Consider the following 12969-nt stretch of genomic DNA (forward strand, 5'->3'; position numbering starts at 1 on the left):
ATGCGCGCCCCACGTCGATTTCTGCCCTCTCTTCCATTGCTTGCCGCCTTCGAGGCCGCCGCCCGGACCGGCTCGATCACGCAGGCCGCGCAGGAATTGTCGCTGACGCAATCGGCCGTCTCGCGCCAGATCAAGTCGCTGGAAGAGCAGCTGGGGGTCGAGTTGTTCCACCGCGAAAAGCAGACCATCCGCTTGACCTCGGGCGGTCAGGGCTATGCGCGCGAGATCCGCGATGCGCTGCTGAAGATCTCCAGCGCGTCGCTGAACCTGCGCGCCAATCCCGGCGGGGGCACGCTGAACATCGCGGCCCCGCCGACCTTTGGCGCGCGCTGGCTGACGCCGCGGCTGCCGGGGTTTTTCGCGGCCCATCCGGGGATCAGCCTGAACCTCTTCAGCCGCACGACGCGCTTTGACTTCCGCGAGGATGTGGTCGATGCCGCCATCCATTTCGGCCAGCCCGACTGGCCGGGCACGGATGCGATCCGGCTGCGGGGCGAAACCGCCCTGCCCCTTTGTTCGCCCGAATTCGCCCGGCAGCACGGCTTTGCCTCGCCCGCCGATCTGCGCGGCGCAGCGCTTTTGCACCTGACCTCGCGCCCCGATGCCTGGGAACGCTGGCTGCGCTTCTATGAGGTCGATGACAAGGCCGTGCACGGGATGCTGTTCGACCAGTTCTCGACCATGGCCGAGGCGGCGATGGCGGGTCTGGGCGTGGCACTTTTGCCGGAATTCATGTTCGGGCCTGAGCTGGCCGAGGGGCGGCTGGTCCCGGCCCTCCCCATGCCGCTGAGCGGCTCTGACGCCTATTACCTCTGCTGGCCGGAAGAGCGTGAGGCCTCGCCCGCGCTCTCGCAATTCCGCGACTGGCTGCTGGCCGAGACGCGGCCGGATCGCAAGGGTCATTCCACCTCGGAATGATCTCTCGAATCAATGTCGTTTGATTGTCGCCGCCCGCTGGCGTCTTGTCCCCGAGACCTTAGATGGGGCGGAAAGGCCGCCTTGCCCATGATGCGCATGGCCCGGGGCGCGGGCCATCTCCAACAGGATGACCGATATGCATGAACTGAACACGCTTCCCGCTGAGACGCGCGAAATTCTTCTGTCGCTGGGTGTGCCCGCCGCGCGGCTGGACGGCGGCTCGGTCACGGCGCGCACGCCCATCACCGGCGAGGTACTGGCAGAGGTCGTGGCCGACACCACCGATCAGGCCAATGCCGCCATCGAGCGTGCGCATGCGGCCTTCCAGATCTGGCGCAACGTCCCCGCCCCCAAACGCGGCGAGCTGATCCGCCTGCTGGGCGAGGAGCTGCGCGCCTCGAAGGACGTGCTGGGCCGTCTGGTCTCGGTCGAGGCGGGCAAGGTCACCTCCGAGGGCTTGGGCGAAGTGCAGGAGATGATCGACATCTGCGATTTCGCTGTCGGCCTCTCGCGCCAGCTTTACGGCCTGACCATCGCGACCGAACGCGCCGATCACCGAATGATGGAGACCTGGCACCCGGTGGGCGTCGTGGGCGTGATCTCGGCCTTCAACTTCCCGGTCGCGGTCTGGTCCTGGAACGCGGCGCTGGCGCTGGTCTGCGGCGATGCCGTGGTCTGGAAGCCGTCGGAAAAGACCCCGCTGACGGCACTGGCGACCGATGCGATCCTGCAGCGCGCCATCGCGCGTTACCGCGCTGAGGGGCATGAGATCCCCGAGGGCCTGACCGCCGTCCTGATCGGCGGGGCCGACATTGGTGAGCTGCTGGTCGACCACACCCGCGTCCCCGTCATCTCGGCCACCGGCTCGACCCGCATGGGCCGGGCCGTCGGCCCGCGCGTCGCAGCGCGCTTTGGCCGTTCGATCCTGGAACTCGGCGGCAACAACGCCGCCATCGTCGCGCCCAGCGCCGATCTGGAACTGACCCTGCGCGGCGTGGCCTTCGCCGCCATGGGCACGGCGGGCCAGCGCTGCACCACGCTGCGTCGCCTCTTTGTCCATGACAGTGTCTATGACGCGCTGGTCGAGCGGCTGAAGGGTGCCTATCGCTCGGTCACCGTCGGCTCGCCCCTGAAAGAGGGCAATCTGGTCGGCCCGCTGATCGACAAGGCCGCCTTCGACGGCATGCAGAAGGCGCTGGAGGCCGCGCGCGCCGCCGGAGGCTCGGTCGTCGGTGGCGAGCGTGTCGAGGCCGCCCAAGACGCCTATTACACCCGCCCCGCACTGGTCGAGATGCCCGCACAGACCGGCCCGGTGCTGGAGGAAACCTTCGCGCCGATCCTCTACGTCATCCGCTACACCGATTTCGCCGATGCGCTGGCGATGCAGAACGATGTGCCGCAGGGGCTGTCGTCCTCGTGCTTCACCAATGATCTGCGCGAGGCCGAGACCTTCCTGTCGGCATCGGGTTCCGATTGCGGCATCGCCAACGTCAACATCGGCCCCTCGGGCGCCGAGATCGGCGGAGCCTTCGGCGGCGAAAAGGAAACCGGCGGCGGGCGCGAGTCCGGCTCGGACGCGTGGAAGGCCTATATGCGCCGGGCGACCAACACCATCAACTATGGGCGGTCCCTGCCCTTGGCGCAGGGCGTCAAGTTCGATATCTGAGGATTATCGGGGCGGCTTCGGCCGCCCTTTCCTTTCAAAGCACTGTCACGCCACGTCAGCGCCGGGCGCGCTGGCCCGGAAGGCGCGACTGTCCTACTGTGACTTAAAGGCCATGGCCGGAACGTCACGGCCACCGGCGCCTAAATCCCTCCACACAACATATTGACAAGACGTTACCGAAAACGTCTATTTATGGGGTCTTGGTCCTCGGGGCGACTCGGGGTGAAGAGGGAAACCGGTGCAATGCCGGTGCTGCCCCCGCAACTGTAAACGGCAAGCAAAGCTGAAGATCCACTGGATGAAACCGGGAAGGACAGCCGAAGCGTTGAGCCGTGAGCCAGGAGACCTGCCAGGACGGAAGACAGTACGAAACCGTGCGGTGGGCACGGAGACGCAGGTTTCGCGGGCCCCCGGCCCGTGGCCGTCGTCCCGCCCGCCTGCAAACGCAAAGGGACAATGAAGCGATGACCATCACCGTCTACTCCAAACCGGCCTGCGTCCAATGCACCGCGACCACCCGCGCGCTGGATGCCAAGGGGCTGTCCTATGACGTCATCGACCTGACGCAGGACAGCACCGCCATGGAGAAGGTGACCGCGCTTGGCTATCGTCAGGCCCCCGTCGTCATCGCGGGCGAAGAACACTGGGCGGGCTTCCGTCCCGACATGATCGGCCGCCTGTCGTAAGGCAGGTCAAGCCGTGCTGGGACTGGTCTATTTCTCATCGGTTTCGGGGAACACCGCCCGGATGGTGCAGCGCCTTCAGATGGGCGGGCTGCGCATTCCGGTGTCGCCTGCCGATCCGATGCCCCAGCCCGACGCGCCCTATGTGCTGATCTGCCCAACCTTTGCCGATGGCATGGGGCGTGGCGCGGTCCCCAAACGGGTGATCCACTTCCTGAACGACCCTGCCCGTCGCGCGCTGCTGCGCGGCGTCATCGCGGGTGGCAACCGCAACTTCGGCGCGACCTTCGCCCTTGCGGGCGATGTCATCGCGAAGAAATGCAATGTCCCGGTGCTCTATCGCTTCGAGCTGGCCGGGACCGAAACCGACATTGCCCGCATTCGCGCGGGGTTAGCTGAATTCCGGGGGATGGAATGCTCGATAATGGCGTGAAGGCCGAGCTTGATTATCATGCGCTGAACGCGATGCTGAACCTCTATGACAGTGAGGGGCAGATCCGTTTCGATGCCGACCGCAAGGCGGCGCATCAGTATTTCCTGCAGCATGTGAACCAGAACACGGTCTTCTTCCATTCGCTGGACGAAAAGCTCGATTATCTGGTCGAGGAGGGCTATTACGAGGCGCAGGTTCTGGACCAATATTCCAAGAACTTCATGCGCCAGATCTGGGACGAGGCGTATCGCAAGAAGTTCCGCTTCCCGACCTTCCTCGGCGCGTTCAAATATTACACCAGCTACACGCTGAAGACCCGCGACGGTCAGCGCTATCTTGAGCGCTATGAGGACCGCGTCGTCATGGTCTCGCTCGCCTTGGCGCGCGGCGATGAAAAGCTTGCAACCCGCTTTATGGAAGAGATCCTCTCGGGCCGGTTCCAGCCCGCGACGCCGACCTTCCTGAATGCCGGGAAGAAGTCGCGCGGCGAGCTGATCTCGTGCTTCCTGCTGCGCATCGAAGACAATATGGAATCCATTGGTCGCGCGATTAACTCGTCGCTGCAGCTTTCGAAGCGCGGTGGCGGCGTGGCGCTGATGCTGACCAATATCCGCGAGGCCGGTGCGCCGATCAAAGGGATCGAGAACCAGTCCTCGGGCGTCATCCCGGTGATGAAACTGCTGGAAGATAGCTTCAGCTACGCAAACCAACTTGGTGCACGTCAGGGCGCTGGCGCGGTCTACCTGAACGCCCATCACCCCGATATCCTGCGCTTCCTTGATACCAAGCGCGAGAATGCCGATGAAAAAATCCGCATCAAGACGCTGTCGCTTGGCGTCGTCATTCCGGATGTGACCTTCGAACTCGCGAAGAAGAACGAGGATATGTATCTCTTCTCGCCGCATGACGTGCAGAAGGTTTACGGCGTGCCCTTCTCGGAAATCTCGGTCTCCGAGAAGTATCAGGAGATGGTGGACGACAAGCGCATCAAGAAGCGCAAGATCAACGCCCGCGCCTTCTTCCAGACTCTGGCCGAGATCCAGTTCGAAAGCGGCTATCCCTATATCATGTTCGAAGACACGGTGAACAAGGCGAACCCGATCGACGGGCGCATCACCATGTCGAACCTCTGTTCGGAAATCCTGCAGGTGAACGAGGCGTCGGAATTCAACGACGATCTGAGCTATTCGCGCATGGGCACGGATATTTCCTGCAACCTCGGCTCGCTGAATATCGCGGCGACGATGGACGGCCCGGATTTCGGTGCGACCGTTGAAGCGGCGATCCGCGCGCTGACCGCTGTCTCGGAAATGTCGGCGATTGATGCCGTGCCCTCGATCCGTCGCGGCAATGACGAGGCCCATGCCGTCGGCCTTGGCCAGATGAACCTGCATGGCTTCCTCGCGCGTGAGCGTATTCATTACGGCTCACCCGAGGGCGTTGAATTCACCAGCGTTTATTTTGCAGCGATTGCCTATCACGCGATCCGCGCCTCGAATCTGATCGCGCGCGAAAAGGGCGAGAGTTTCAAAGGCTTCGAGAAATCGAAATATGCCGATGGCACCTTCTTCGACAAATACACCGAACAGGACTGGCTGCCGGTATCCGAAGAAGTCACCCGGGTTTTTGACGGGATCACGCTGCCCTCGCGCGAAGATTGGGCAGAGCTTAAGTCCGACGTGATGGAATACGGGCTTTACAACCGCAACCTTCAGGCGGTGCCGCCGACCGGGTCGATCAGCTATATCAACAACTCGACCAGCTCGATCCACCCGATCGTCGCGAAGATCGAAATCCGCAAGGAAGGCAAGATCGGCCGCGTATATTATCCGGCGGCCTTCATGTCGAACGACAACCTCGAATATTACCGCGACGCGTATGAGATCGGGCCGGAAAAGATCATCGACACCTATGCCGCGGCGACCGAACATGTCGATCAGGGCCTGTCGCTGACGCTGTTCTTCCCGGCAGAAGCCACGACGCGGGACATCAACAAGGCGCAGATCTATGCGTGGAAGAAGGGGATCAAGACGATCTACTACATCCGCCTGCGCCAGACCGCGCTGGAAGGCACCGAGATTCAGGGCTGCGTGTCCTGCGCTCTGTGAGCCACGTCATGACGCCGGGGGCTGTCTGCCCCCGGACCCCCGAGGATATTTTGACATGAAAGAAAGGTTCTTCGGATGAAGGATCAGATTCTCCGCACGCCGTTGAAAGCGATCAACTGGAACCGGCTGGACGATGAAAAGGACCTTGAGGTCTGGAACCGCCTGACGGTGAATTTCTGGCTGCCGGAAAAGGTGCCGCTGTCGAATGACGTGCAAAGCTGGGCGACCTTGCGGCCTGAAGAGCGCGAGCTGACGATCCGGGTTTTCACCGGGCTGACGCTGCTGGACACGATCCAGAATACGCTCGGCGCGCCCTCTATGATGCCCGATGCGGTGACGGCCCATGAAGAGGCGGTGCTTTCGAACATCGCCTTCATGGAGGCGGTGCACGCACGGTCCTATTCCTCGATCTTCTCGACGCTCTGCTCGACCCCCGAGGTCGATGCGGCGTTCCGCTGGTCTGAGGAGAACACGCATCTTCAGCAGAAGGCCCGGATGATCGTCGAGGAATATAACCCCGGCGCCGATCCCCTGAAGCGCAAGATTGCCAGCGTGTTCCTCGAAAGTTTCCTCTTCTATTCCGGCTTCTACCTGCCGATGTACTGGTCAAGCCGCGCGAAGCTGACGAATACCGCCGACCTCATCCGCCTGATCATCCGCGATGAGGCGGTGCATGGCTATTACATCGGCTATAAATACCAGCGCGGTCTGGAAAAGGTTTCGGAAGAGAAGCGTCAGGAACTCAAGGATTTCGCCTTCGCGATGATCTTCGATCTCTATGATATCGAAGCGAAATATGCGGCCGAGCTTTATGATGGCATCGGCCTGACCGAAGACGTCAAAGCCTTCCTGCACTATAACGCCAACAAGGCGCTGCAGAACCTCGGCTATGAGGCCCTGTTCCCGCCGCAAGCCTGCGAGGTCAATCCAGCGATTCTCGCTGCCCTTTCGACCGACAGCGAGAACCACGACTTCTTCTCGGGCTCCGGCTCGTCCTATGTCATCGGCAAGGCCGTCGCGACCGAGGATGACGACTGGGACTTTTAATCCTTCGCCACGAGGCAACAGGGCAGGACGACCCCGTCTTCTCTGTTGCTTCAAATACCCTCGGGGGTGAATTGCGGTGAAACCGCAAGAGGGGGCGGAAGCCCCCCACTGCCGTCAGTTCAGACCGCGATTCCCTGACGCCCGGCCAGATCGACAAAGAATTGCCAGGCCACGCGACCCGAGCGTGAACCGCGGGTGGCCTGCCACTCGACCGCCTCGGCGCGCAGCTGTTCGTCGGCGATGCTGACGCCGTAGCTGTCGCAATAGCCGCGCACCATGGCGAGGTATTCGTCTTGCGAGCAGGGATGGAAGCCCAGCCACAGCCCGAAACGATCCGAAAGTGACACCTTCTCTTCGACGGCTTCGCCCGGATGGATCGCGGTCGAGCGTTCATTGTCGATCATGTCGCGCGGCATCAGGTGGCGCCGGTTCGAGGTGGCGTAAAGGATCACGTTCTCGGGCCGCCCGGCGATCCCACCATCCAGCACCGCCTTCAGCGATTTGTACTGCGTGTCGTCATGGCTGAAGGACAGATCGTCCGAGAACAGGATGAAGCGCAGGTGCTGGGCCTTGCCCAGAATGGCCAGCAGTCGGTTGACCGAGCCCAGATCCTCGCGCGCGATCTCGACCAGCACCAGAGGCAGGCCTTCGCGAACGGCCTCAGCATGGGCGGCCTTGACCAGCGAGGATTTCCCCATCCCGCGCGAACCCCAGAGCAGCGCATTGTTGGCCGCATGGCCGCGCGCGAATTGCATCGTATTGGCCAGCAGCGTGTCGCGTGCGCGGTCAATCCCGATCAGCTGCACCATGTCCACCCGGCTGACGGTGTCGACCGGGACCAGCCGGTCCGGATCGGGCTGCCAGATATAGGCGGTGGCTTGCGTGAAATCGGGCTCGGGCTGCGGCGCAGGCGCCAGACGCTCCAGCGCCTCGGCGATGCGCTTCAGGGCATTCTTACTCATCAGTTTCCAGTTCCTCAGCGGCGCGATTGCGTTCAATCCGCCGGACAAGCAGGATCGAGATCTCGTAAAGCCCATAGATGACGGTGAACAGCACCACCTGGCTGATCACGTCGGGCGGGGTCACCATTGCGGCCAGGACAAGGATCACGATGATCGCATAGCGCCGCACCGTCGCCAGCCCCTCGGACGAGACGAGCCCGGCCTTGCCCATCAGCGTCAGCGCGACAGGCAGCTGGAACGAAATGCCGAAGGCCAAGATGAACTTGGTCGTCAGCGTCAGATATTCCTCGACCGAGCCCTGGAAGACGATCCCGGCCCATGGGTTCTCGACCGAGACGCCGACGCCGCCGGTCGTCCCGCCGGGCGCGGCCTGACGTGCGGCCTCGGAGGCGGCCACCGTCGCATCGGGCAAGGCGGTCGGGCCCTGCTGGAAGCCCAGGAAGAAGTCGAAGGCCCAGGGCAGGATGACGTAATAGGCGAACGAGGCGCCCAGCAGGAACATCACCGGCGAGGCGACAAGGAACGGCAGAAGCGCGTTCTTTTCGCTGCGGTAAAGGCCCGGGGCAACAAAGCGCCAAAGCTGATAGCCGACGACCGGAAAGGCCAGAACAAAGCCACCGAAGAAGGCGATGCGCATGGCGACAAAAAAGCCCTCCTGCAGCTTCAGCAGGATCAGACCGCAAGCCTGATTGCGCTTTTCAAGCGCATGACAGATCGGCTGCGTCAGGAAGTCGAAGATTGGGTTCCAGACGAAATAGCACAGAACCATGGCAATGACGAAAGCCAGCACCGACCAGATCAGGCGGGTGCGCAGCTCGGCCAGATGTTCGATCAATGGCGCAGAGGATTCGTCGATATCGTTGGGCTTGGCAGATTTCGTCGCCACGAAGCGGCCTTTCCTGTCTGATTACTGCTCGCGGTCCGAACGGCGGACGGCGTGAAGGCGGCGTTGCCCCGGCGAGGGCTGAAGCTCTCCTTCGCGCAGCGGCGCGGAAATTCCGGGCGGAGGTGGCAGTTCGGACCCCGCGGAAGCAGGCCCGCCCTGATCGGGCACCGAAGTGGAGCTGGCGGGCGCTGCCGGGGCTGAAGGATCGGGCACCGGGCTTTTCGACTTCGCCTGTTCCTTGGGGTTCAGCGGGTCCCATTTCTCGAACCGCTCGGCCGCACGGTCAAGCGCATCAAGGCCGAGGTTCTTCTTCGACGTGAGCGAGTTCACGTCCTTCAGCGCCTTCGACGCGTCCTCAAGCCCCGAGCTTTTGGCCGCGTCCTCCATGGCGCTGGTGAATTCGCGCGCCATGCCACGGGCACGCGCAGTGATGCGGCCCAGAGTGCGGAACAACTTGGGCAGGTCCTCGGGACCAATCACGATCAGCGCCACAACGCCGATCAGCAGAAGCTCGCTCCAGCCGATATCGAACATGACGGCTCAGTCGCCCCGGATCAGGACTTGGTCTGATCGGTGGGGGTGACGTCGCGCAGGTTGCTGTCGGTGGACAGGCGGGCGCGGTCGGCGTCCAGCTTGGCGCGCTCGGCGGCCAGTTCGGCGCGGGCGGCGGCGATGTCATCGGCGGTGTTCAGTTCAGCGGCCTTTTCTTCGGCTGCATCCTCTTGCGAGCCTTCCTTCACGCCTTTCTTGAAAGCCGTGATGCCTTTGCCGACCTCGCCCATCAGGGACGAGACCTTGCCGCGGCCAAACAGAACCAGAACGACAATCGCAATCAGCAATAGCGCCATGGGGGAAGGTGCGTGCATGTATTTACCTCCGTGGCGCGGCATCTTCGTGCCGCGCGTAGCTTAGCCTTGTGTCACACTGATATAGGGGTCGTCGCGTCATGAAGAAACCCCCAAACGCGTGAGGAAGGCCCTTGCAGGTCTTGTGGCTTTCCCGGCCCGCCGTTTCAGGCCATAGAGGAAGAATGGACAGCACCCAGATCATCAGCGCTTTCGTCACCCTGTTCGTGGTCATCGACCCGGTCGGGCTGGCGCCGCTGTTCATCGCGCTGACCCGCGACATGACCCATGCGCAGCGCAGGCGAATCGGCTGGCGGGCGCTGGCCATCGCGGCCGCGCTGCTGACCGTCTTTGGCCTTGCCGGAGAGGCGATTCTGCGCGGCATCGGGATCTCGCTTCCCGCCTTCCGCATCGCGGGGGGCCTTTTGCTGTTCCTGACCGCGCTCGACATGCTGTTCGAGCGGCGGACTGAACGCCGCGAGGGGCGCACGCAGGGCGAAGAGGACGACCCTTCGGTCTTTCCTCTGGCCACGCCGCTACTGGCCGGTCCCGGGGCGCTGGCTACGATGATTCTGCTGGTCGGGCAGAACGAAAGCCTGCCGCATACGCTGATGGTGCATCTGGTGATGCTGTCGGTTCTGGCGATCGCGGCAGCCTTCTTTGCCATGGCCGGGCAGATCGCCCATATCCTTGGGCGTACGGGAACGATGGTGATGACACGGCTTTTCGGCATGCTGCTTGCGGCCCTGTCGATCCAGTTCGTCATCGACGGGCTGAAGGGATCGGGGCTGTTCTGATGACCGAAGACTTTGGCCGCATGGCCTATCTTGTGCTGCTGCTGGTCGCCGTCGGAGGCTTCCTGCTGACCGAATTGCGCGCCCGGCCCGGCCAGACCCTGCGTCAGGCGCTGGCCTGGGGGATGATCTTTCTGGGGGCGATTGCGGTGGCGGGCCTCTGGGGCGACATCAAGGGCATCGTGAGCCCGCAGCAACGCGTGCTGGAGGGTGGGCGCATCGAGGTTCCGGTCGGCAATGACGGCCATTACCACCTGACGGCCCTTTTAAACGACGTCGAGGTCAGCTTCGTTGTCGACACAGGCGCCTCGACCATCGCGCTTGGCCCCCGCGACGCCGAACGCATCGGCATCGACCCCGAGTCGCTGGCCTATATCGGCATCGCCAATACCGCGAATGGTCAGGTCGGCACCGCGCCCGTCACCATCCGCACCTTCGATCTGGGCGATCTGCATGACCAGAACGTGCAGGCGGTCGTGCTGCAGGGCGATCTGGACCAGTCGCTTCTGGGCATGTCCTATCTGTCAGGCTTTGCCCGCGTCAGTATCGAAGGGAATGTGCTGGTGCTGGAGCGCTAGGCCCCGCCTGCGGCTATTGCTTGCGTTCCCAGCGACCGCCCGCCTCGGACCAGTATTCGGCACTGACGCCCGCCGCCTTCAGGTCGCGCCACTGGCTGCGGGCGCGGTCCAGCGCCTGCGGGTCATTTCCGTCGAAAATGATGCAGGTGCGGTCCAGATCCGCGCATTCCGCGCCCGCCACCTCGGCCCCGTCGACGGCCATCAGGCAACGCGGATTGTTCACCGCGACCTGCCCCTCGATGGTCAGCAGGACCGGCTGGCGTCCGTCATGCGGCCCGCCCGCCAGCCCATGCGGCAGGAAGCCATCCCCCTGCCACAGGTTTTCGTCGAGCGCGCCCATCCGCGCGGCATCGCGACCGCGCAGCTCGACCCGCCAGCCCGCCTGCAGCGATTTGCCCAGCAACATGGGCAAAAGCTGGCCGGGACTGGACCGGGTGAGGTGATAGAAGAGCGCCGAGCCCATGGATCAGCCCTTCTTCATCTTCTTGCTGAAGGGCGAGGTCTCGGGCGGCAGTTCGTAATTGTCGCGCACCAGCCGGTTCAGCGTCATCACGCCCCAGCCCGTCGCGCCCTTCGGGGCCAGCGTCGTCTCACCCGGAGGCAGGGCCACGCCCGCGATGTCGATATGCGCCCAGGGGACATCCTTGCCGATGAAGCGCTGCAGGAACTGCGCCGCCGTGATCGACCCGGCCGAACGGCCGCCGCTGTTCTTCATATCCGCAAGGCGCGACTTGATCAGGTTGTCATAGGGCTGGCCCAGCGGCAGACGCCATGCGCCCTCACCCTCGGCCTTCGCGGCATTCAGGAGCGTCGAGGCCAGCGCGTCGTCATTTGCAAAGACGCCCGCATTGTCATGGCCAAGCGCCACGATCACGGCCCCCGTCAGCGTCGCAAGGTCGATGACGGCGCGGGGCTTGAACCGCTCCTGCGCGTACCACAGCACGTCCGCCAGCACGAGACGGCCTTCGGCATCGGTGTTGATCACCTCGATCGTGTCGCCCTTCATCGAGCGGACGATATCGCCCGGACGCTGCGCCTTGCCGTCGGGCATGTTCTCGACCAGACCGACCAGACCCACGACGTTGGCACGCGCGCGGCGCAGCGCCAGAGCGCGCATGACGCCTGCGACGACGCCGGCGCCGCCCATGTCCATCGTCATCTCTTCCATGCCGGCGGCCGGTTTGATCGAGATGCCGCCGGTGTCGAAGACGACGCCCTTGCCGACCAGCGCCAGCGGGGCCTCATCGCCGCCGCCGTTCCAGCGCATGACCACAACTTTCGAGGGGCTTTCGGACCCCTGCCCCACGGCCAGAAGCGCGCGCATGCCAAGCTTGCCGAGCGCGTCCTCGTCCAGCACCTCGACGTCGAGGCCAAGCTCTCGCATCGCCAGCAGGCGGTCCGCGAAATCCGAGGTCGTCAGCACATTCGCCGGTTCATTGACCAGATCGCGGGTGAAAAGCACCGCCTCGGCCACCGCCGCCCCTTCGGTCGCGGCGCGGGCCATCGCATCCGGGTCGTCATGCATGAAGGTGACGCGACCGCGGGTCCGGGCCTCGGCCTCGGCATCACCGTCCGACTTGCGGGTCTTGTAGGCATCGAAATCATAGGCGCGCAGCGCGATCCCAAGGGCGACTTCCTGCGCGCGGGGGTGGTTTCCGGCCAGCACGGTCGCGCCGGACTTGCCCAGACGCGCACCGATGGCGGCCCCGGCCTTGCGGGCCTCGGTCACCTCGGCGCGGCGTGGCAGGTTGATCAGCTGCAGCGCCTCGGCCTCCATGCCAGCGGGGAAGGCCAGTTCCAGCGCGCTGCCGGGCTTCACATCTTTCCAGGCGTCCGAGGCCAATGCGCGGGTCGCCGCCGATCGGGCCAGCCGCGGCAGCCCGCCCGGCAGTCGGCCGTTTTCGCCCACAAGGATCGCCACGCGTCCCGTCCGCTCGGCCAGACCCTCGGTGGTCGTGGAAGTAAAGGAAATTTCAACCGGTTGCGCCATAATATCGCCTTTCCAGAATTCGGCATTTCACAGGAAACTAGTCACGCTCCCGACCGTTG

Annotated in this window: 14 protein-coding genes and 1 riboswitch; of the genes, 8 read left to right on the plus strand and 6 right to left on the minus strand. The window is 63.9% G+C overall.

Going from position 1 to position 12969, the window contains the following annotated elements:
- The 6 genes from IQ24_RS03675 (at position 1) to nrdF (ending at position 6855) form a co-directional block, all read left to right on the plus strand.
- Positions 1–918 (plus strand): LysR substrate-binding domain-containing protein, encoded by a 918-nt coding sequence (locus IQ24_RS03675; protein ID WP_145396363.1) that lies wholly within the window; start codon positions 1–3, stop codon positions 916–918.
- 136 nt (positions 919–1054) lie between these two features.
- Positions 1055–2584: an L-piperidine-6-carboxylate dehydrogenase gene (amaB, locus tag IQ24_RS03680; protein WP_145396364.1), complete on the plus strand. Its 1530-nt coding sequence runs from the start codon at positions 1055–1057 to the stop codon at positions 2582–2584.
- Positions 2585–2768: 184 nt separating this feature from the next.
- Positions 2769–2952: riboswitch (cobalamin riboswitch) on the plus strand.
- A 96-nt stretch (positions 2953–3048) separates the two neighbouring features.
- On the plus strand, positions 3049–3270 hold the full coding sequence (gene nrdH / locus IQ24_RS03685) for a glutaredoxin-like protein NrdH (protein WP_145396365.1): 222 nt from the start codon (positions 3049–3051) through the stop codon (positions 3268–3270).
- 13 nt (positions 3271–3283) lie between these two features.
- Positions 3284–3700, plus strand: a complete 417-nt coding sequence (gene nrdI, locus IQ24_RS03690; protein ID WP_145396366.1) for a class Ib ribonucleoside-diphosphate reductase assembly flavoprotein NrdI — start codon at positions 3284–3286, stop codon at positions 3698–3700.
- Positions 3682–5808 carry a class 1b ribonucleoside-diphosphate reductase subunit alpha gene (gene nrdE / locus IQ24_RS03695; protein ID WP_145396367.1) on the plus strand — a complete coding sequence of 709 codons (2127 nt, stop codon included), beginning with the start codon at positions 3682–3684 and terminating at the stop codon, positions 5806–5808. Before nrdI ends, nrdE begins: the two co-directional genes overlap by 19 nt.
- A gap of 75 nt (positions 5809–5883) precedes the next feature.
- Positions 5884–6855, plus strand: a complete 972-nt coding sequence (nrdF, locus tag IQ24_RS03700) for a class 1b ribonucleoside-diphosphate reductase subunit beta (protein WP_145396368.1) — start codon at positions 5884–5886, stop codon at positions 6853–6855.
- 119 nt (positions 6856–6974) lie between these two features.
- Here nrdF and IQ24_RS03705 read toward each other — a convergent pair whose 3' ends face one another.
- The 4 genes from IQ24_RS03705 to IQ24_RS03720 are packed head-to-tail and all read right to left on the minus strand — an operon-like array spanning position 6975 to position 9569.
- Positions 6975–7817, minus strand: coding sequence for an ATP-binding protein (locus IQ24_RS03705; RefSeq protein ID WP_145396369.1), 843 nt, complete (start codon positions 7815–7817; stop codon positions 6975–6977).
- Positions 7810–8703: a twin-arginine translocase subunit TatC gene (gene tatC / locus IQ24_RS03710; protein WP_145396370.1), complete on the minus strand. Its 894-nt coding sequence runs from the start codon at positions 8701–8703 to the stop codon at positions 7810–7812. Before tatC ends, IQ24_RS03705 begins: the two co-directional genes overlap by 8 nt.
- Before the next feature lie 21 nt (positions 8704–8724).
- Positions 8725–9237: a Sec-independent protein translocase protein TatB gene (gene tatB / locus IQ24_RS03715; RefSeq protein ID WP_145396371.1), complete on the minus strand. Its 513-nt coding sequence runs from the start codon at positions 9235–9237 to the stop codon at positions 8725–8727.
- 20 nt (positions 9238–9257) lie between these two features.
- A complete protein-coding gene (locus IQ24_RS03720) occupies positions 9258–9569 on the minus strand; it encodes a twin-arginine translocase TatA/TatE family subunit (protein WP_145396372.1) in 312 nt (103 codons plus the stop codon).
- 164 nt (positions 9570–9733) lie between these two features.
- Between IQ24_RS03720 and IQ24_RS03725 the strand changes: the two genes are divergently transcribed.
- Complete coding sequence (locus tag IQ24_RS03725; RefSeq protein ID WP_145396373.1) at positions 9734–10345, plus strand: MarC family protein; 612 nt, start codon at positions 9734–9736, stop codon at positions 10343–10345.
- The gene (locus IQ24_RS03730; protein WP_199756474.1) at positions 10345–10920 is read left to right on the plus strand and encodes a retropepsin-like aspartic protease family protein; all 576 of its coding nucleotides are present in this window, start codon (positions 10345–10347) and stop codon (positions 10918–10920) included. Before IQ24_RS03725 ends, IQ24_RS03730 begins: the two co-directional genes overlap by 1 nt.
- A 13-nt stretch (positions 10921–10933) precedes the next feature.
- Here IQ24_RS03730 and IQ24_RS03735 read toward each other — a convergent pair whose 3' ends face one another.
- Positions 10934–11383 carry a DNA polymerase III subunit chi gene (locus IQ24_RS03735; RefSeq protein ID WP_145396375.1) on the minus strand — a complete coding sequence of 150 codons (450 nt, stop codon included), beginning with the start codon at positions 11381–11383 and terminating at the stop codon, positions 10934–10936.
- Between the two features lie 3 nt (positions 11384–11386).
- On the minus strand, positions 11387–12910 hold the full coding sequence (locus tag IQ24_RS03740) for a leucyl aminopeptidase (protein WP_145396376.1): 1524 nt from the start codon (positions 12908–12910) through the stop codon (positions 11387–11389).
- Positions 12911–12969: the final 59 nt, after the last annotated feature.

Origin of the sequence: Paracoccus sulfuroxidans (assembly GCF_007830335.1) — a bacterium.
Classification (GTDB): Bacteria; Pseudomonadota; Alphaproteobacteria; order Rhodobacterales; family Rhodobacteraceae; genus Paracoccus; species Paracoccus sulfuroxidans.

Bases quoted from the DNA above. Each gene is read 5' to 3' on its own strand.
- IQ24_RS03675 (WP_145396363.1), top strand. From the start codon at position 1: ATGCGCGCCCCACGTCGATTTCTGCCCTCTCTTCCATTGCTTGCCGCC.
- amaB (WP_145396364.1), top strand. From the start codon at position 1,055: ATGCATGAACTGAACACGCTTCCCGCTGAGACGCGCGAAATTCTTCTG.
- nrdH (WP_145396365.1), top strand. From the start codon at position 3,049: ATGACCATCACCGTCTACTCCAAACCGGCCTGCGTCCAATGCACCGCG.
- nrdE (WP_145396367.1), top strand. From the start codon at position 3,682: ATGCTCGATAATGGCGTGAAGGCCGAGCTTGATTATCATGCGCTGAAC.
- nrdF (WP_145396368.1), top strand. From the start codon at position 5,884: ATGAAGGATCAGATTCTCCGCACGCCGTTGAAAGCGATCAACTGGAAC.
- IQ24_RS03705 (WP_145396369.1), bottom strand. From the start codon at position 7,817: ATGAGTAAGAATGCCCTGAAGCGCATCGCCGAGGCGCTGGAGCGTCTG.
- tatB (WP_145396371.1), bottom strand. From the start codon at position 9,237: ATGTTCGATATCGGCTGGAGCGAGCTTCTGCTGATCGGCGTTGTGGCG.
- IQ24_RS03720 (WP_145396372.1), bottom strand. From the start codon at position 9,569: ATGCACGCACCTTCCCCCATGGCGCTATTGCTGATTGCGATTGTCGTT.
- IQ24_RS03725 (WP_145396373.1), top strand. From the start codon at position 9,734: ATGGACAGCACCCAGATCATCAGCGCTTTCGTCACCCTGTTCGTGGTC.
- IQ24_RS03730 (WP_199756474.1), top strand. From the start codon at position 10,345: ATGACCGAAGACTTTGGCCGCATGGCCTATCTTGTGCTGCTGCTGGTC.
- IQ24_RS03735 (WP_145396375.1), bottom strand. From the start codon at position 11,383: ATGGGCTCGGCGCTCTTCTATCACCTCACCCGGTCCAGTCCCGGCCAG.
- IQ24_RS03740 (WP_145396376.1), bottom strand. From the start codon at position 12,910: ATGGCGCAACCGGTTGAAATTTCCTTTACTTCCACGACCACCGAGGGT.